This is a genomic window from Breoghania corrubedonensis (genome assembly GCF_003053845.1).
Taxonomy (GTDB): Bacteria; Pseudomonadota; Alphaproteobacteria; order Rhizobiales; family Stappiaceae; genus Breoghania; species Breoghania corrubedonensis.
In genome coordinates this window covers 85,735-103,474 of sequence record NZ_QAYG01000012.1, presented here as the reverse complement: position 1 = coordinate 103,474, position 17,740 = coordinate 85,735, and the positions used below count along the sequence as shown (strand labels likewise).

Below are 17,740 nucleotides of genomic sequence, written 5' to 3'. Positions count from 1 at the left end.
GCCGCTCCGCCCCTCCTCCCGTGTCCGCCGTTCCCATGCCGCAGCGATGACCGTATCGCCTGCCCGGATGTCCCGTTTGGCCCGCCGGTGCGATCTTGCGGCTCGCGCTGGCCTTGCGGGCGCAAGGGAACCATACCACTGCGAGCAAGAGCGGGCTTGCCATGGCCACCGACTCGTCGGAAATATGAAGTCCTGCCACATTTTGACCAGCTTGGCCGTTCGCCGTGCGGGACCGGACAGTGGCTTCAACTTGACCAATCCTGCCGGGCCCGGCATGACCGGTGATACATGCCGACACTGACACGCTACATTTTCGTTCTACTCGTACTGGGCGGGCTGGGTTACGGCCTTGTCTGGTCACTGGCGAACTATGTCGAGCCGAACCCGCACGAAATCACGATCCGCATGCCTTCCGACAGGATCGATCAGGCGGGGCGCTGAGCGAGATCTGGTGGTTTTGACAGGTGACACAGCCGGGAAGTCCTTCGCGGATCAGCGCGCGCCAGTGTCTCTTTCGTAAAGGGGCCCCTTTCGTGAAGGCGAGCCTTTCGTAAAGGTATGGCTGACACTGTGCGCAAGTGTAACCCGCCCGGCTGGCGGCCCCCATTTCGTGTCGAGGACCGTTTGCCTTGAGTGCCTTTCATCTGATCGAGACGTTTCTGGAGATGCTCTCCGTTGAGCGCGGAGCGGCGCTCAACACGCTTGAAAGCTACCGGCGCGATCTCGACGACTACACCGCGTTTCTGGCCACACGCGGAACGGATGCGGGCAAGGCGACAACCGACGATATCTCCGCCTATCTCTCGGACCTCGCCGGCCGGGACTTTGCCGCGACCACGCAGGCGCGCCGTCTGTCCGCCTTGAGGCAGTTCTACAAGTTCCTCTATGGCGAAAACATGCGCGGCGATGACCCCACCGGGCCAATTTCCGCGCCCAAGGCGCGCAAGAGCCTGCCGGGAACGCTCAGCGAGGCGGAGGTCGACCGGCTGATCGAAGCCGCCCGCTTCAACGCATCTCTGGGCGGCGAGAGCGTGGCGCGACAGCTGCGCGCTCATCGGCTCTACACCATGCTGGAGCTGCTCTACGCCACGGGTCTGCGCGTTTCCGAACTCGTCAGCCTGCCGATCGGCGCGACACGGACGGGTGCGGAGATGATCATCGTGCGCGGCAAGGGCGGGCGCGAACGCATGGTGCCGCTGTCGGAGCGCGCCAGCGCCGCCATGCGCGACTACACCGCGCTCAGGAACGCCGCCGGGGCCTTTGCGGGCAGCCCGTGGCTTTTTCCCTCCTTCGGCGAGACGGGCCATTTCACCAGGCAGGCCTTCGCGCGCGATCTCAAGGCCCTCGCCGTTGGCGTCGGCATCAAGGCGTCCAATGTCTCCCCCCACGTCCTGCGCCACGCCTTTGCCAGCCACCTGCTGCAGAACGGCGCGGATCTGAGGATCGTCCAGCAGTTGCTGGGGCACGCGGATATTTCAACGACGCAGATCTATACCCACGTTCTGGACGAACGCCTGCGCAAGCTGGTGGACGAACACCACCCGCTCGCGCGCCACAAGAAGGGCTGAGATCGCCGCCACGTGCCGCCGTTGTCACGCAACGCGCCTGAAATGACGCGCCCTGTCGTTTCCCTCAAGAGTATTGAAAGAGTTTGCGGCTAGATTAGCCACAACACTTCGAACAGGGCCTTCCAAGACGTCCATGACATCCTCGACCGCAATCGTCTTCGGTGGCGCCGGCTTCATCGGCACACATCTTCTGGAACACCTCGTGGCGCAGGGACACCATGCGCGCGTGGTCTGTGCCGATATCCGCGATCCGAAACGCGCGGTTGCGGGCGTCGAGTATCTGACCTGCGACGTGCGCGAGACGATCGACGCACAGGCACTGGGGGCCGCCTCGATCGTCTACAATCTGGCCGCCGTCCACACAACGCCTGGCTACGAGGACTGGGAGTACTACTGGACCAACGTGCTGGGCGCCACGCATGTCTGCGACTACGCCCGCGCCGCCGGCTGCCAGACGATGGTCTTCACCTCCTCCATTTCCGTCTATGGCCCGTGCGAGGAGCCCAAGGACGAGACAGGTCTGCTCGAACCCAATTCCGCCTATGGCCGCTCCAAGTATCAGGCGGAGGAAATCCACCGCGCATGGCGGCGTGCCGGCGAAGGACGGACCCTGCGCATCGCGCGGCCGGCGGTCGTGTTCGGTCCCGGTGAGGGAGGAAATTTCACCCGGCTGGCGGCGCTGCTGAAAAAGGGCCGCATGGTCTATCCGGGCCGCAAGGAAACCATCAAGGCCTGCGGCTACGTGGGCGAGCTGATCCGCATGTTCGACTTCGCGCTTGCGCGTGGCGAGGCGGAGATCATCTTCAACTTCGCCTATCGCGAGCGCTATACGACCGAGGACATCTGCAACGCCTTCCGCCGGGTGGCGGATTTCAAGGCGCCGCTCGGCGTCATTCCGCTTCCCGTGATGATGGCGGGCGGGCTCGCCTTCGAGGTGCTTGGGCTTTTGGGCAAGAAGACCTCGGTCAACCGGGCACGGGTGATGAAGCTGGTTCACTCCACCAACGTCGTGCCCGGCGTCCTGCCGGCGATGGGCTACGAATACGAAACCGACCTGGAAGAAGCGCTGCGGCGCTGGCAGGCGGCGGACCCGAGCGGCGAATTTGTCTAGACGTGGCCGCAGGGCATGACCGTTGTCCCGCCGTAGTCGAACCTCTGTCCAACGGCGGGCAGATCAATAGCCCCGGCCAAGGCTCTCACACGATAATCACGCCTCGCCCCACCGGATCCAGCGACCGTGAAAATCCGCGCGGGCCAGCGTGCGGCGCGTGCCGTCGGGCCACGCCGTGAGCGTTACCGCGCAGCCCGGGGAGCGGCCATCCGCCTCGATCGACAGCCAGGCGAGCGGCGAGTCCTCGTTTGCCCGCGCGCCCGCAGCCACCATGATTTCGGCAAAGCGCTCCCGGTCCGCCGGTACGAGATATTGCAGCACGATGGAATGATAGACGACGCGGCACCTTTGAGGCGCCGGTCTGGCCAGTTCGTCGGATAGCCAGTCGAGCGCATCTGCCTGCGCAATATGCAATGCGGCGTTCCCGACCAGCGCCAGCGCGGTTTCCAGCCGCGTCATCCGATCCAACTGATCAGGCCATGTGTAGGATTTGAGCCGCACGACGTCTTCTGCCCGTGTGGGGTCGAGCGGGTTGCGATCGCACCCCCGCCTTTCGGCGATCGTTACCGTCGTGGCGCGTGGCTGGGAGCCGTGCCATTCCGGCGCCAGAACCAGCGGCGAGGCAGGATCGCCCGCCACAAGGCCGCCCATTTCATGACGATAGAGATCGGGATACAGATTGAACCCCGCGCTCGAGCCGATTTCCAGAAGGCTGAGCGGCTTGCCTACCGCATTCGAAATCTCCAGGAGCCCTGCCATCACCATCGACGACCGCCGCACTTCGTTGGTTTGCGGCGGCAGCTTGAGATAATCGCACAGGAAAGACTCGTGCGCGGAAATCGCAACCTTGAGCGCGGGGGCAAGACAGACCGCATCGAACTCCGTTGCCTGCGGCGGATAGCACGCCGCCAGATCCGGCACCTTGCCGTCGATGACAAGACGGTGGAGAGCGCCGGCCAGGCGCAGCGGCAGCACATCCCCCCTGGTGGACGGATCGCCCGGCCATTCAGCGATGAGCGTTTTCAACGCCCCCTCTGGCAGGCTGCCTCGCGCCAGCATGTCCATGAGCCCTCCCATAAAGGGTGAGCCCAGGTCACGGCAGGACTCAGCCTGACGCACGAAGGCGGCGCGAACCGCCTCCGGCCAACCGTCAGCTGAAGACAATGCGCTTTCAACCAAGGTTGAGCTCCTTGAAGAAATCATTTCCCTTGTCGTCGATGACGATGAAGGCCGGGAAATCGACGACCTCGATGCGCCACACGGCTTCCATGCCGAGTTCGGGATATTCCACGACCTCGACGTGTCTGATGCAGTCCTGCGCGAGGCGGGCGGCGGGGCCACCGATAGAGCCGAGATAGAAGCCGCCATGGGCCTGACAGGCACGGCGCACCTGGGCCGACCGGTTGCCCTTGGCAAGCATCACCATCGATCCACCGGCCGCCTGGAACTGGTCGACGAACGAATCCATCCGGCCCGCCGTGGTCGGCCCGAAGGAGCCGGACGGCATGCCTTCGGGCGTCTTGGCGGGGCCGGCGTAGTAGACCGGGTGGTCCTTGATGTAGTCGGGCAAGGGCTCGCCCGCCTCCAGCCGTTCGCGCAGCTTGGCGTGCGCCGCATCGCGCGCGACGATCAGCGGACCGGTGAGCGACAGCCGCGTCTTGATCGGATGTCTGGTCAGTTCGCCGAGGATTTCCGACATGGGCCGGGTGAGATCGACCTTTACGACATTGTCGGAGAGATGTTCGTCGGTCACTTCCGGCAGGTACTTTTCGGGATGCATCTCCAGCTGTTCAAGGAAGATGCCGTCCTTCGTGATCTTGCCCGTCGCCTGACGGTCGGCGGAGCAGGAAACCGCGATGCCGATTGGCAGCGAGGCGCCGTGGCGCGGCAGTCGGATGACGCGGACATCGTGGCAGAAATACTTGCCGCCGAACTGGGCGCCGACGCCAGAGGCCTGGGTCAGCTTGTGGATCTCCGCTTCCATCTCGATATCGCGGAAGGCGTGGCCGAGCATCGAGCCTTGCGTGGGCAGATTGTCGAGATAGCGCGCGGAGGCCAGCTTCGCGGTCTTGAGATTCAGTTCAGCCGAGGTGCCGCCGACGACGATCGCCAGATGATACGGCGGACAGGCGGCGGTGCCGAGCGTCAGGATCTTCTCGCGCAGGAACTCGACCAGCCGGTCATGGGTGAGAAGCGAGGGCGTTCCCTGGAAGAGGAAGGTCTTGTTGGCCGAGCCTCCGCCCTTGGCCATAAACAGGAACTTGTAGGCGTCGTCGCCCTCCGCATAGAGCTCGATCTGCGCCGGCATGTTGTTGGCGGTGTTCTTCTCCTCGAACATGGACAGCGGCGCCAGCTGCGAATAGCGCAGGTTCTTGTGGAAATAGGCATCGCGCGCGCCTTCGCCGAGCGCCGCCTCGTCGGTCCCGTCGGTCCAGATGCGGCGGCCCTTCTTGCCCATGATGATGGCGGTGCCGGTATCCTGGCACATGGGCAGCACGCCGGCGGCGGAGATGTTGGCATTCTTCAACAGATCGTATGCGACGAACTTGTCGTTTTCCGTCGCCTCCGGATCATCGAGAATGCGGACAAGCTGCTCCAGATGGCCGGGGCGCAGGAAGTGGTTGATGTCCTTGAAGGCCTCTTCCGCCAGAAGCCGCAAACCCTCGCGCTCCACCACCACCACGTCCTCGCCGCGGAAGGTGTCGAGCGAGACATGATCCGAGGTGAGCTTGCGATAGGGGGTGGTGTCTTGCCCGAGCGGCATGAGCGAGGTGTGGCTGTAGGCGGGGGGCGTCGTCGGCTGGACGGTCATGGCGCGTCTCTCTCCCAATTGCGCGAAACGATCGAGCGGTTTTTACGCGCAACGGCGCAAGACGCCAAGAAAAAGCGCGACGCGAGGCTGCAATCGCCATGTCCGTTCATAATGGGTTCAGCCGCGCATGCGTAGGTCATCCGCAGGCCAGCCGTAGAGGGGACGGTGATTCCGGCTACAAGCATCCAACAGCAAGCGGCCGATCAAGACGGCCAGCCAGCAAAAAGAGGTTCTTCATGCCTGCCTTTCTCTCGCGCTACGCCACTCCCCTGACAACGGGCCTGTTTCTCGTTTCCCTAATTTCCGGCATCGCCCTGTTCTTTCACTGGGGTTCCGGACTTTTTCACGGAATGCACGAATGGCTGTCGATGGTACTGATCCTGCCCTTCGTGCTGCATATCTGGAAGAACTGGCGCCCGTTCTTCAGCTACTTCAAGCGTCCGGCCATGGGCATCGCGCTTGCCCTGTCCGTCGTCGCGGCAGTCGCCTTCATGGTGCCGAGCGGCAGCCAGAGTTCAGGCAACCCGATGGTCGCGGTCCTGGGGAAACTGCAGGCGAGCTCGGTTGAAACCGTCGCCCCCGTCTTCGGCCACACGGGCGAGAGCCTCGCCGAGGCGCTCAAGGCCAAGGGCTACACGGTGACCTCGACCGACGTCACGCTCAACGACGTCGCCAAGGCGAGCGGCAAGACGGGCTTCGATCTCGCCCGTACGCTCGGCTCGATCTGACACTCAAGCTCGATCCGACGACGCGGACGCCATCCGTCATTCCCGCCAGTGCGGGAATGACGTGCCGGGCGGACGCTACTTCTTGCTGGCCACCACATCGAACTCGACCTTCACCGTGCCATCAAGCGTGGCGTCGTCGATTTCCGATCCGATCTTGTAGTCCTGGCGCTCCAGCGTGCTGCCGCCCTTGGCCTCGGCCTTGTCACCGTCGACCTTCAGCATGAACGGCAAGGTCATCGGTACGGCGATGTCCTTGATGGTGAGCGTGCCCACCGCATCGTAGGTCCCCTCGCCCGTCGGCACGACCTCATCGGAAGAGAAGGTGGCTTTCGCGAACTTGCCCGTCGCAAGCCAGGCTTCGCCCGTGAGCGTCTGACCCATCTGACCGTCGTCGGTGGCGACGCTGGAGGTATCGACCGTCACCTCGATGGTGGCCGTCTCCGGCGCCTCCGGATCCATGTCTATCTTCGCATCCCATTTGCCGAACGAACCGGAAATCAACTTGTCGCCCTGGCGCACCTTGAAGATAAGCTTTGAGGCACCGTGATCGACGGCCCATTCGGCGGCATTGGCGCTCGTCGCTGCCAGCGACGGCGCGGCGAGCACGGCGAACGCGACGGCGCCCGCAATCAGCTTGTTCATAGAAACAACTCCAGAATATCAGGCGCGCGAAGTTTCCTTGCGCGCGGGGCGCGTTGAGATCATGCGGCGCAGCGTGTCGTCGCGGGTTACCAGATGGTGCTTGATTGCGGCAGCGGCATGGAAGGTGGCAAGGACAATCACGCTCCAGGCCAGAATTTCATGCACGCTCTTCATCGTCGCCTCCGCTGCCGGCTTGGCGCCCAGAAGGGAGGGCACGGGCAGATGCGGCACAGGCAGCACGCCGTAGAGCACGGTCGGGATGCCCCAGGGCGAGGCGGAAACCATCAGCCAGCCGGACAGGGGAATGGCGAACATCAGCAGGTAAAGCACAAAGTGGCTCGCATGGGCTCCCGCACGCTCCCACATCGCCATTCCAGACGGCAGCTGCGGGGCGGGGCTTGACAGCCGCCAAAGCAGGCGGACGGCCACCAGCGCCAGAATGGTGAAACCCAGCGACTTGTGAAGCTGATAGAGCGCGAAGGTCCCCGGATCGGTCTGCGGAAGGCCGGTCATGTAGAGGCCGAGGGCGAAAAGCGAGAGAATCAAGGCGACCATCGCCCAGTGAAAGGCGATGGAGACGAGGCCGTACCCGGTAGCCGTATTGCGAAGCATCGAAGCCCCCATGTCGGCTCCGCCGAACACGGAAGACGGAGCCGGATCCCGGCTCCGTCCCCCTAGTCGGCGGAACGTTGCGAAACCGTCGTCTACTGCTTTTGATCGAGTTCCAGATCGATGCGCAGCGGCACCTCATCGGCAACGGCCGGCGCATAGCCCGCCACATTGTAGTCGGAGCGCTTCAGCACCGTCGTGCCGACCAGGCCGATCGCCTTGACCTTGGCCATCGGGTTCTGGCCGACCTTCTTCACCGTGAAGTCGATCGTGACTTCCTTGGTCTTGCCATGGATGGACAAATCACCGGTCACCGCGACCTTGTTCTCGCCTGTCTTCTTGAAGGTCCTGGAGACGAAGGTCGCCTGCGGGAACTTCTCCACGTCGAAGAAGTCGGCCGTCTTCAGGTGTTCGGTGCGCGGCTCCCAGAAGGTGTCGAGGCTCGACATGTCAATGGTGACGTTGGCCTTGGAGTTGGCGAGATCGTCCTCATCAAGCACGATGTCCGCATCGTAGGCGCCGAAGTGCCCGTGGATGGTCGAGAAGCCGAGATGCTCGACGGAAAAGAAGATCGAGCTGTGGCTCTTGTCGACGGTGTAGGCGACCGGCTCTGCAAGGGCCGGCGCGGCGAGGAGACTGGCGGCAAGGGCGGTAGCGGCGAGACGAACCATGTTTACTCCTTAAAGCGCCCGCGAAGGACGGCGGGCATCGGCTTCGTGAATGCGGCACCCGCCGGACCAAAAAATTAAGCGGCAAATGAGGCGGGCACATATTGCAGTGCAGCACATCTATGTAGTGCATCCGACCCGTGTCCATTGGACGGACTGTTCACCGCACGAGCGCCAATCGCCGAAATAGCGACACATTTCATTTTCCATATTAATTTCAATTCGTTGATCCGAAGTCATGCTGTTTCGGAAGCGCGAGGACGGAAAACAACATTTTCGTGATGAACGGTTCGGCCGTGCGTCGGCGCGCCAATGCTTGACAGTTGACCGCGGGAGCGGCCGGCGTCAGGGTGCCGGTCCACCTTTCTTCATGCGAAAGGTCGAGATTCTTCACGGACAAGATCAGGAAGCAGGAGCATTCCATGGACGAGGGCGAGCGGCATGAGCTGGGAATGAAGACGCGCCGGTCGGTGCTGGGCGATGCCCATGTGGACCGCGCCGAGGCCAACAAGACGGCCTTCACGTCGGACTTCCAAGACCTCATCACCCGCTATGCCTGGGGCGAGATCTGGACGCGACAACGGTTTGATCACAAGACGCGGCGCCTGCTGGTGCTGTCGATGATGGTGGCGCTGGGGCGCTGGGAAGAATTCGTCATGCATGTGCGTGCCGCGCTCTTCGAGGGCGAACTGGAGCCGGAGGACATCAAGGAAGTCCTCCTGCAATGCGCCATCTATTGCGGCGTTCCGGCCGCAAACACCGCCTTCAAGGAAGCCGCCGATGCGGTTGCCGAATATGAAAAGGCCAGCGCCTGAGCCACGCGCGCGCCGAGACGGAGAAACCTCTCGTGATCGATCTGTATACCTGGAGCACGCCCAACGGGCGCAAGGTCTCCATCATGCTGGAAGAATGCGGCCTGCCCTACAAGGCCTACGCCGTCGATATTCTGAACGACGAGCAGTTCCAGCCGCATTTCCTGAAAATCTCCCCCAACAACAAGATTCCCGCCATCGTTGACAGCGACACCGGCCTGTCCTTGATGGAGTCCGGTGCGATCCTGATGTACCTGGCGCGCAAGACGGGCATGTTCATGCCGCAGGATCAGGCGGCCTGGTGGCGCGCGGTGGAATGGGTGATGTGGCAGATGGGCGGCTTCGGCCCGATGCTCGGACAGGCGCACCACTTCCTGCACTTCAATCCCGGCAAGGCGGCCTATGCGGAGGAGCGTTTCGGCAAGGAGACGAGCCGGCTTTACGGCGTGCTCGACCACCAGCTATCGCAGCACGAATACGTCGCCGGCGAGTATTCCGTCGCAGATATGGCGATCTGGCCCTGGGCTTCGCGCTTCGAATGGCAGGGCGTCGACATGAATGCCTTTGCGCATGTGAAGCGCTGGTACGAGACCGTTGCCGCACGTCCGGCCGTTCAGCGCGGCTACAAGGTGCCGAAGGATATGGGCCCGATCCCGATGCCGTGAGGCGCAGGGCGACGTGGAGACAGGACAAGGCGCGCCCGGCCAGCGCCCTTGTTGCGCTGATTTCCGGGTCTGGTCGTGCATCTTCGCCTTACGCATCCGGGAACGAGCGAGACCCTCTACCCCTCCTCCCGGATCTCGCCCGCCACCTCCCTGATCGTCGAGATCAGCATGGCGACGAGCGGGCTCGGCGGCATGTCGGAGCGCATGGCGAGACCGATGGACCCTTCGAGCGGTGTCCTGTCGATCGGCAATTCCGCAAGAAGCCCGGCGGCGATGTCCCCCATGACGCCGCCGCGCGGCACCGCCCACACCGCATCCCCCGACAGGACATGCGCCCGTCCGAAGGTGATCGAGATCGTTTCGACCCGGTCGGGCGGCAGGCGAATGCCGTTGGCGATCAGGAACCGGTCGATATCGCCGCGAATAACCGTTCCCGCCAGAGGCAGCGATATCGGATAGCGTTCGATCGCGGTCAGGTCGAAGGGCGTTCGTCCGCACAGGGGATGGCCCATGCGCACCACCAGCGTCAGCGGTTCGGAATAAAGGTGTTCGAAGGAAAGCCCGATCATCTCGGCGGGATCGACCAGACGGGCGACGACGAAGTCGAGACCACCGCGCTTCAGGTCATCCAGAAGCTGCGCGTTGGATCCGGTCGTCACCCGCACGATCGTTTCCAGTGCCGAGGTCTTGAAAAGACGCAACGCGCGCGGCATCAGGCGGGCGCCGACATTGGGCAGGACACCGACCGTGACCACACCGCCGCCCCGGTCACGCGCCGCCGCCACGCTTTCCATCCCTTCGCGGATCGCCATGACGGAAGCCGAGGCGTGGCGCAGGAAGACCTCGCCGAACCGCGTCAGCCGAATGCCCTTGCGCGAACGCTCGAACAATCGGATGGCAAGGATGTCCTCCAGTTCCCGCAGGGCCTTGGAGGCGGCGGGCTGGGTGATGGCGAGCGCATCCGCCGCGCGGCTGATGCCGCCCTGGCGGGCGATCTCGAGAAAGCACTGCAGATGACGGAACTTGATGCGGGGATCGAGCATGGCGCTATATAACCATATCGACATGCCAATTGGCGAAAATAGTTATTTTACATAACCGAAAAGGGCATGCATGTTGCGTTCCATGACGTGTGGGTCCCGAGTGGAGGAATTTCGGGACCGAGGAGGACAAGCTGCCATGAACAAGCCGTACAATTCGCGCGACTGGATGTCTCATCCGGCCTATCTGCACGCGCCCTACAAGTCGACCGTGCTGCGCTCACCGACCAAACCGCTGATCCCGCTGAAGCAGACGCTTTCGGAGCGGACCGGCCCCGTCTACGGGCACGAAAAGGTCGGCGTTCTCGATGCCGACCTGACGAAGAACGGCGCGAAGAACGGCGAGCCGCTGGGCGAGCGCATCCTCGTCACCGGCCGCGTTCTTGACGAGGACGGCCGGCCGGTGCGCAACACGCTGGTGGAAGTGTGGCAGGCGAATGCCGCCGGACGCTACATCCACAAGGTGGACCAGCATAACGCGCCGCTCGATCCGAATTTCTTCGGCGGCGGGCGCTGCGTGACCGACGACGAGGGCCGCTACACCTTCCGCACGATCAAGCCGGGTGCCTATCCCTGGGGCAACCATTACAATGCGTGGCGGCCGAACCACATCCACTTCTCGCTGCTCGGCCCCTCCATCGCGACCCGCCTGGTAACCCAGATGTACTTTCCCGGCGATCCGCTGCTCGACCTAGATCCTATTTATCTCGGCACGCCGGAGGAAGCGCGCGAGCGCCTGATCTCCAAGTTCTCGATCGACGTGACCGAGCCCGATTTCTCGCTCGGATACATCTTCGACATCGTCCTTCGCGGACGCAACGAAACGCCGATGGAGGACTGAGATCATGCCAGAGACGACAACAGCGACCGCGAGCGAAGCCCTGAAGCAGACCCCGTCGCAGACGGTGGGCCCTTACTTTGCCTACGGTTTGACGGCCGGCCAATACGGCTATCCGCACACGGCAATCGCCGACAGCACGCTGACCGACAACGAAACGGAAGGCGAACGCATCCGCGTGGAAGGCATCGTTTATGACGGCAACGGCGATCCCATCAACGATGCGATGATCGAAATCTGGCAGGCCGACGCGGAGGGCCGCTTCAACCACCCCGAAGACACCCGCCGCCCGAACGCCCATTTCGAAGGCTTCGGACGCTGTGGCACGGGTACGGATCCGGAAAACAGGTTCTGGTTCGACACGGTGAAGCCGGGCGCAGCCGATGTAGGCGAGGCACCGCACATCAACATGATCGTCTTCGCCCGCGGCATGCTGGTGCATGCCTATACACGCGTCTATTTCGCGGACGAGGCGGAGGCAAATGCCGCCGATCCTGTGATGCAGTCGGTGCCGCAAGAGCGCCGGCATACGCTGGTCGCGGAGCGACGCGAAACCCCGACCGGCACCGTCTATCGTTTCGACATCCACATGCAGGGTGACGACGAGACGGTCTTCTTCGACGTGTAGACCCCGCGCCCAGGTGCATGCGCCTGGGCCGCGACAAGAACCACGAGAGGGAGGAAGCCCGAAGCGGCCTCCTCCCTTTTTTCATTCCCGCGTTTTTCGTTCCGAGCCTGCCCGCGTTCGCGAAAATGTTTCACGGAAGAGGTGAAGAAAAACGCGGCGGTGGTTGCTTTGACAAACATCGTGAAAGCCGTACGCGGAAGTTGTTACATATTGCGTGTCGCTCGCAGCCGCCCGTATCGGTGGCCTTGACGAACAGCGCTTTCGCTATTTTCGACATTTGCGATTGCATCACGATCCTGTGCAATCGCCTCTTGCAGCAAGCCCCGCCGCGCGGCAAGCCCCTGCTCAACTGGAACTTTTGCTGCAATGCGGCTCAAGACCCGCCCTGGCATGCCCGGATGCCGGCTGGTAGCCCCGATGAAGCCCGGAAGGGAGAGAGACAAGCCATGGCGGTGAGCGCCGAGCGACGCTCCACTCTACCCGCAAACCTCCGCACACATCGGTATTTGCCGTTATATGACTTATTTACCAAGCCCTTGAAGGACATCGCCGCCGAGCGTCCGTCCCCCTGAGACCGCTGCCGGTACCAACCGTTAACAAACACTTATCCACAGGAAATAAGTGGGCAAATTTCTTGCTTGACTGATTTTTCTCATATTTTTCATATGTTAGAGACTTTTTTCGCCTTCATAATCCACAATACGTCTTTTTTCGGTGGATTATTTGCTTTTTGCCGGGGATTAGATCCCGTAAAGTAATTCTCCAAGGCGGCGAGGAGATTGCGATGTTTGACAATATCAACAACCACGATTCCCACGACACCGACAATCGTTTGCGGAATAACCTTCGGCTATTCGATCGCGACAGCCTGAAGATACTTCATCCGCTGTTTCGAGATGCCCTTCGTCTGCTCGCCCACCGGCATCAGACGGACAAGCGTGAAACACGGTTGCTGCCGCTGGTACGCCTGGCACCGCCGACCCGCGACGACCAGCAGCCGGAAATGTTTCCGGTCACGGTCATCGGTCGTGACCGTACAGCCGCCCAGCCGACACAGTTGCACCATTGACAAGCGAAAACAGCGCGTAAGGGCATGAACCGGGCCGTATTGGCCGTTCCTGCCCGCCCGGAGGGCGCATTGCCGGCATTTTGACGAGCCCATGGCGAAGACTGATCCCGATCCCGCATTGAGATCTCTACCGAAGAGGCCTTTGCCTGACGCCCACGTCGTATTTCGGAGTTTTCCCAGTTCAAAAGCTCCCCTGCGGTACGGGGGAGAGCGACCGCCCCCTTTCGGTCGCAGCCGCATCGACGAGCGGCCACCGGACACCCGTCCACTCTCGCAGGTGCCCGGAGGCAACAGGAACAGCGGGATATGCCGCAACAGATCCCGTCAGACACCCGGTCAAAGTTCCGCTTGCAGGCGGCGATGGAGAGTACCGCGAGGCGTTCAGATCCCCCCATCTGAACGCCTCTTCTCTTCTTTGCTCTTCGCAACCTGGCAGACCGGATACAGCGCGAGACGCATCACGGTGCGACACACGCCAAACGGGTGCCGGAAACCTTTCATTAACCATTCGTAAAGGAATGCGGCGTGAAACTGGCGTTAACGAATCTTGCGGTTTCTGCTTTCGTTAGCGGACCGCTGATCAGGAGCAGAGGTGCGCCGCCATGCTGAACTTTCTCTCGGCCCGCGTTTCCAATCTCTTCGACAAGGTGCCGCCGGCAACGCTCAGCTCCACCGCATTTCTGCTTGTGGTCGGCGCAGCACTGGGCTTCGGCCTGCCGCTTGGCCTTGACCACCCCTACGACTGGGCGTTCCACGGTGTGTTCTTTGCGCTGCTGACAGTTTCGCTGTCTGGCTTCTTCCAGGGGCGCGCGCTGCCCGCCTTCGTCATCGCGCTGCTGCTCGCCGCCGGCGGTGAGATCATCCAGGGCAAGCTCGGCTACCGCGAGATGTCGGCGGCCGATTTCGCTGCAAGCATGATTGGCGCACTTTCGGCGGCCGGGGTTCTCTCGATCCGTGTTCCCGCTCCCTTTCCCGCCGAGGAACTGAGCTTCATCGAACGCGCTCGCGCCGATCGCGGCCTGCGCGACTGAGCTTCGCGCAGGCGGGTTTGCCCGTTTCCATCGCAAGGAATACGTGCCCCGGCCTCACACGTCCGAACGTTCCACCCATTTGGTGACGTGCGGCGCAGAGTAAGCCGTGAACCTTTCCAGCAGCGCCGCCGGATCGTCATCGATCGCCAGCATCGCGCGGTGCTCGACGCGCACGAAGCCTTCGGTCACCTGATGATCGAGGAAGGCGGCAAGCTTCGAATAGTAGCCCGCCACATCCAGCAGACCGCAGGGCTTTTCGTGGTGGCCGAGCTGGGCCCACGTCCACACCTCGAACAGCTCCTCCAGCGTGCCGATACCGCCGGGCAGCGCGATGAAGCCATCCGAGAGATCGGCCATCATCTTCTTGCGCTCGTGCATGGAGGCGACGACGTGCATCTCGGTCAGGCCCTTGTGGGCGATCTCGCGATCGACCAGCGCCTGAGGCATGATGCCGACGACCTCGCCGCCGGCGGCGAGCGCAGCGCTCGCCACCCGGCCCATCAGCCCGATTTCCGCCCCGCCATAGACCAGTCGCAGGCCGCGCCGAGCGATCAGTTCGCCCAGCGCCTCTGCCGCCGCCAGATAGTCGGGCCGGTTGCCCGGATTGGATCCGCAATAGACGCAGACCGCTTTCAGTTCGCTCATGCTCGTTCTCCGGGCGCCGGTGAAAACCTCGGTACTATTTCGACAGTTCGTCCAGGATCCGCGCCCAGGAGCGGATGCCGTGGTGGAAGCTCGTCATGTTGTACTTCTCGTTGGGCGAGTGGACCTGATCGTCATCAAGGCCGAAGCCGACGAGCAGCGAGTCCATGCCGAGCTTCGTCTTGAAATCGCCGACGATGGGGATCGACCCGCCGCAGCCGATGGTCACCGCCTGCGTGCCCCATTCCGCGCTCAGCGCATCGCGCGCCTTGGCGAGCGACGGGCTGTCGAAATCGAGCCGAAGCGCCGGCGAACCGCCATGCTCGGCGAAATCCACCTTGCAATCGGCCGGCACCTTGGCACGGACATAGGCACGGAAGGCCGCGCGGATCTTTTCCGGGTCCTGGTTTCCGACAAGGCGGAAGGAGACCTTGGCCGAGGCCTTGGAGGCGATCACCGTCTTGAAGCCCGCCCCCTGATAGCCGCCGGAAATTCCGTTGATCTCGCAGGTGGGCCGCGTCCACACCTTTTCCAGCGGCGTGCGGTCGGTTTCGCCGGCCGGGATGTTCAGCCCGACGTCGCCCAGGAAATCGTCGCTCGAAAAGCCAAGGCCGTCCCACATCTCCTTCACATCCGCCGGCATCTCGATGACGCCATCATAAAAGTTCGGCACGGTCACCCGGCCGGTCTCGTCGCGCAAACCGTCGAGAATATCGACCAGCACATGGATGGGATTGCGCGCAAGCCCCCCGTACATGCCCGAATGCAGATCGCGATTGGCTGCGGTGATGGTGATCTCCTCGCCGACCAGGCCACGCAACATGGTGGTGATGGCGGGTGTCCTGGCGTCCCACATGCCGGTGTCGCAAACGAGCGCCAGATCCGCTTTCAGCTCCTCGCCATTCGCTTCCAGAAAAGGATGCAGCGAAGGCGAGCCGCTTTCCTCTTCGCCCTCCAGCATGACGGAGACGGAAATCGGCAGGTCGCCGGCCTCGGAAATCCAGGCCCGGGCGGCTTCGACGAAGGTCATCAGCTGGCCCTTGTCGTCGGCCGCGCCACGGGCAACGATGATCTTCGTGCCGTCAGGCTTCGTCGCGATGCGCGGGGCGAAGGGCTCGGTTTCCCACAAGTCGAGCGGATCGACCGGCTGCACGTCGTAATGGCCGTAGAACAGCACATGCGGGCCGGGCTTACCCTTCCCCTTGCGGTGACCGATCACCATCGGGTGACCGTTGGTGTCACGCACCGACGATTCGATGCCGATGCCGGTCAGCTCCTTCGCCAGCCATTCCGCAGCCGCCCGGCAATCGCCGGCGTGCGCAGGGTCGGTGGAGATGGAGGGAATGCGAAGCAGGTCGAACAGGCGCTCGAGACTCTTGTCGAAATCGGCGTCGATGCGGTCGAGTACAGCGGAAAGCTTGTCGGAGGACATGAGGGCGGGAGACTCCTTGGAAGGGACCGGGAAAAGGACCGGGGAAAGGGATCGTCCGGAGCATGCCCCGCCCGGATTGAACCGATCGACGGCGACATGCGCAAGGCGGCGCTTGAAATGCGTCCGGCCATCAGGATTAGGCCATTCCACGGGTTCCGGCAATGTGCTCGCGAGGCGCAAGTGTCGAGAATTTCCAAAGCTGTGCATGAGTGGCATCGGTGATAAGGTCGCGCCGCGTTGAGACGCGCCGATGACACTGGCCAATGACACTGGCGACATGCAGAGCGCGCTGACATTCGTCGCGCGCCGCCGTCAACGCCGAACCACGACCGGGAAGACGATGACGCCGTACGACATCCTGAAGAGCCCGCTCTGGCTCGCCGAAATCGCCACCCAGGCGAAGTCCTTTGCCGCCAATCCCATTCTCGGCAGTTCGCGGCTCAACGAGCGGGGGCTGCATCTGGCGCGCGTCAAGATCGCCGCGCGCATGGCCGAGGCGCGGCGCAAACGGCTCGCCCGCCGCGTCGACGCCGCCGACCGCGCCGCCTATGAGCGTGACGGCTATCTGGTGAAAGAGAATTTCCTGCCGGTGGAGACCTTCAGGCGGCTTCGCGGCGAGGTCTTCGGCCGCTCGTTTCCGGCCCGCGAGATGCGTCAGGGCCGCACGGTGACGCGCATGGTACCCTTGCCGGTCTCGCTTCTGGCCGTCATGCCGGCGACGCGGGAGGTGGTGGAGAGCCCGTTCCTGCGCGCCGCCATGCATTACATGTCCTCGCGCTCCGGCGAGCCCACGTTTTTCATCCAGACGGTTCTGGCCGAGGCGCAGGGCCGCAAGCCCGACCCGCAGACGGACCTTCACGCCGATACGTTCCATTCGACGGTGAAGTGCTGGCTGTTTCTTGAGGATGTCGGCCCCGACGACGGCCCCTTCCGCTTCGTTCCGGGCTCGCACCGGCTGACGGAGGAACGGCTCGGCTGGGAATACGAGCAGAGCCTTCACGCCTGCGAGACCGGCGGGCACACGGCGCTCGGCTCCTTCAGGGTCAAACCGGAGGAACTGGGGGCCCTCGGCTATGGCGACCCGATCGCGGTGACGGTTCCCGCCAACACGCTGGTGATCGCCGACACCTTCGCCTTCCACGGCCGTACTCCAAGCCCGCGCCCGACGGTGCGCGTGGAGATCAACGGCAATTTGCGCCGCAACCCGTTTCTGCCCTGGACCGGGCTTGATCCGGTCGCGCTGCCGGGTATCCGCCACAACCAGATGAACCTGAACATGGCCTGGGCGGATTTCCGCGAGAGACGTTGGGGCAAGAAGAACGTTTGGCGCGATGTGGGCGAAACGGCTGTGGATGGGCCGGTGATGGTGTGACCGGTTTGCGGTCGTTCCCGTATGGAGAGATCACGGCATGAATTGCCGGCTCCGACCGGCAATCCATGCCGTG

At 63.1% G+C, this 17,740-nt stretch carries 19 protein-coding genes; 11 read left to right on the top strand and 8 right to left on the bottom strand.

Going from position 1 to position 17,740, the window contains the following annotated elements; translation table 11 throughout:
* The first annotated feature begins 288 nt into the window (after positions 1-288).
* From C8N35_RS23965 to C8N35_RS21510, 3 genes are all read left to right on the top strand, one after another.
* Positions 289-441, top strand: coding sequence for a hypothetical protein (locus tag C8N35_RS23965; RefSeq protein WP_170122211.1), 153 nt, complete (start codon positions 289-291; stop codon positions 439-441).
* Between the two features lie 188 nt (positions 442-629).
* Positions 630-1,568, top strand: a complete 939-nt coding sequence (locus tag C8N35_RS21515; RefSeq protein WP_107991794.1) for a site-specific tyrosine recombinase XerD — start codon at positions 630-632, stop codon at positions 1,566-1,568.
* 133 nt (positions 1,569-1,701) lie between these two features.
* Positions 1,702-2,679 carry an NAD-dependent epimerase/dehydratase family protein gene (locus tag C8N35_RS21510; RefSeq protein ID WP_107991793.1) on the top strand — a complete coding sequence of 326 codons (978 nt, stop codon included), beginning with the start codon at positions 1,702-1,704 and terminating at the stop codon, positions 2,677-2,679.
* Between the two features lie 96 nt (positions 2,680-2,775).
* On the opposite strand, the gene C8N35_RS21505 is transcribed toward C8N35_RS21510, so the two are convergent.
* Together C8N35_RS21505 and C8N35_RS21500 are read right to left on the bottom strand one after the other, a co-directional pair.
* On the bottom strand, positions 2,776-3,882 hold the full coding sequence (locus tag C8N35_RS21505) for a DUF2332 domain-containing protein (RefSeq protein ID WP_107991792.1): 1,107 nt from the start codon (positions 3,880-3,882) through the stop codon (positions 2,776-2,778).
* Positions 3,851-5,491 (bottom strand): fumarate hydratase, encoded by a 1,641-nt coding sequence (locus tag C8N35_RS21500; RefSeq protein WP_107991791.1) that lies wholly within the window; start codon positions 5,489-5,491, stop codon positions 3,851-3,853. Before C8N35_RS21500 ends, C8N35_RS21505 begins: the two co-directional genes overlap by 32 nt.
* Before the next feature lie 236 nt (positions 5,492-5,727).
* Here C8N35_RS21500 and C8N35_RS21495 point away from each other — a divergent pair, with 236 nt between their 5' ends.
* Positions 5,728-6,219, top strand: a complete 492-nt coding sequence (locus C8N35_RS21495; protein ID WP_107991790.1) for a DUF4405 domain-containing protein — start codon at positions 5,728-5,730, stop codon at positions 6,217-6,219.
* Positions 6,220-6,294: 75 nt separating this feature from the next.
* Here the strand turns inward: C8N35_RS21495 and C8N35_RS21490 are convergent, their stop codons facing one another.
* The 3 genes from C8N35_RS21490 to C8N35_RS21480 all read right to left on the bottom strand — a co-directional run bounded on the left by C8N35_RS21490 (position 6,295) and on the right by C8N35_RS21480 (position 8,141).
* Complete coding sequence (locus tag C8N35_RS21490) at positions 6,295-6,861, bottom strand: YceI family protein (protein ID WP_107991789.1); 567 nt, start codon at positions 6,859-6,861, stop codon at positions 6,295-6,297.
* Positions 6,862-6,879: 18 nt separating this feature from the next.
* Positions 6,880-7,485 carry a cytochrome b gene (locus C8N35_RS21485; protein WP_245926911.1) on the bottom strand — a complete coding sequence of 202 codons (606 nt, stop codon included), beginning with the start codon at positions 7,483-7,485 and terminating at the stop codon, positions 6,880-6,882.
* An 80-nt stretch (positions 7,486-7,565) separates the two neighbouring features.
* Positions 7,566-8,141, bottom strand: coding sequence for a YceI family protein (locus tag C8N35_RS21480; protein WP_107991788.1), 576 nt, complete (start codon positions 8,139-8,141; stop codon positions 7,566-7,568).
* Between the two features lie 419 nt (positions 8,142-8,560).
* Here C8N35_RS21480 and pcaC point away from each other — a divergent pair, with 419 nt between their 5' ends.
* A complete protein-coding gene (gene pcaC, locus C8N35_RS21470; RefSeq protein ID WP_107991786.1) occupies positions 8,561-8,953 on the top strand; it encodes a 4-carboxymuconolactone decarboxylase in 393 nt (130 codons plus the stop codon).
* A gap of 32 nt (positions 8,954-8,985) precedes the next feature.
* A complete protein-coding gene (locus C8N35_RS21465; RefSeq protein ID WP_107991785.1) occupies positions 8,986-9,615 on the top strand; it encodes a glutathione S-transferase N-terminal domain-containing protein in 630 nt (209 codons plus the stop codon).
* A gap of 116 nt (positions 9,616-9,731) precedes the next feature.
* Here the strand turns inward: C8N35_RS21465 and pcaQ are convergent, their stop codons facing one another.
* Positions 9,732-10,658 carry a pca operon transcription factor PcaQ gene (gene pcaQ / locus C8N35_RS21460; protein WP_107991784.1) on the bottom strand — a complete coding sequence of 309 codons (927 nt, stop codon included), beginning with the start codon at positions 10,656-10,658 and terminating at the stop codon, positions 9,732-9,734.
* A gap of 136 nt (positions 10,659-10,794) precedes the next feature.
* Between pcaQ and pcaH the strand changes: the two genes are divergently transcribed.
* The 4 genes from pcaH to C8N35_RS21440 all read left to right on the top strand — a co-directional run bounded on the left by pcaH (position 10,795) and on the right by C8N35_RS21440 (position 14,221).
* The gene (pcaH, locus tag C8N35_RS21455; protein ID WP_107991783.1) at positions 10,795-11,496 is read left to right on the top strand and encodes a protocatechuate 3,4-dioxygenase subunit beta; all 702 of its coding nucleotides are present in this window, start codon (positions 10,795-10,797) and stop codon (positions 11,494-11,496) included.
* Between the two features lie 4 nt (positions 11,497-11,500).
* Positions 11,501-12,121: a protocatechuate 3,4-dioxygenase subunit alpha gene (gene pcaG, locus C8N35_RS21450; RefSeq protein WP_107991782.1), complete on the top strand. Its 621-nt coding sequence runs from the start codon at positions 11,501-11,503 to the stop codon at positions 12,119-12,121.
* A 784-nt stretch (positions 12,122-12,905) separates the two neighbouring features.
* Entirely contained in the window at positions 12,906-13,190 is a 285-nt protein-coding gene (locus C8N35_RS21445) for a hypothetical protein (protein WP_107991781.1), read from the top strand.
* Between the two features lie 602 nt (positions 13,191-13,792).
* Positions 13,793-14,221, top strand: coding sequence for a VanZ family protein (locus C8N35_RS21440; protein WP_107991780.1), 429 nt, complete (start codon positions 13,793-13,795; stop codon positions 14,219-14,221).
* Between the two features lie 54 nt (positions 14,222-14,275).
* On the opposite strand, the gene C8N35_RS21435 is transcribed toward C8N35_RS21440, so the two are convergent.
* Positions 14,276-14,857, bottom strand: a complete 582-nt coding sequence (locus C8N35_RS21435) for an LOG family protein (RefSeq protein ID WP_211200047.1) — start codon at positions 14,855-14,857, stop codon at positions 14,276-14,278.
* Positions 14,858-14,900: 43 nt separating this feature from the next.
* Entirely contained in the window at positions 14,901-16,295 is a 1,395-nt protein-coding gene (locus tag C8N35_RS21430) for a dipeptidase (RefSeq protein WP_107991778.1), read from the bottom strand.
* A gap of 250 nt (positions 16,296-16,545) precedes the next feature.
* Here C8N35_RS21430 and C8N35_RS21425 point away from each other — a divergent pair, with 250 nt between their 5' ends.
* The gene (locus tag C8N35_RS21425; protein ID WP_245926908.1) at positions 16,546-17,667 is read left to right on the top strand and encodes a phytanoyl-CoA dioxygenase family protein; all 1,122 of its coding nucleotides are present in this window, start codon (positions 16,546-16,548) and stop codon (positions 17,665-17,667) included.
* The last annotated feature ends 73 nt before the right edge of the window (positions 17,668-17,740 follow it).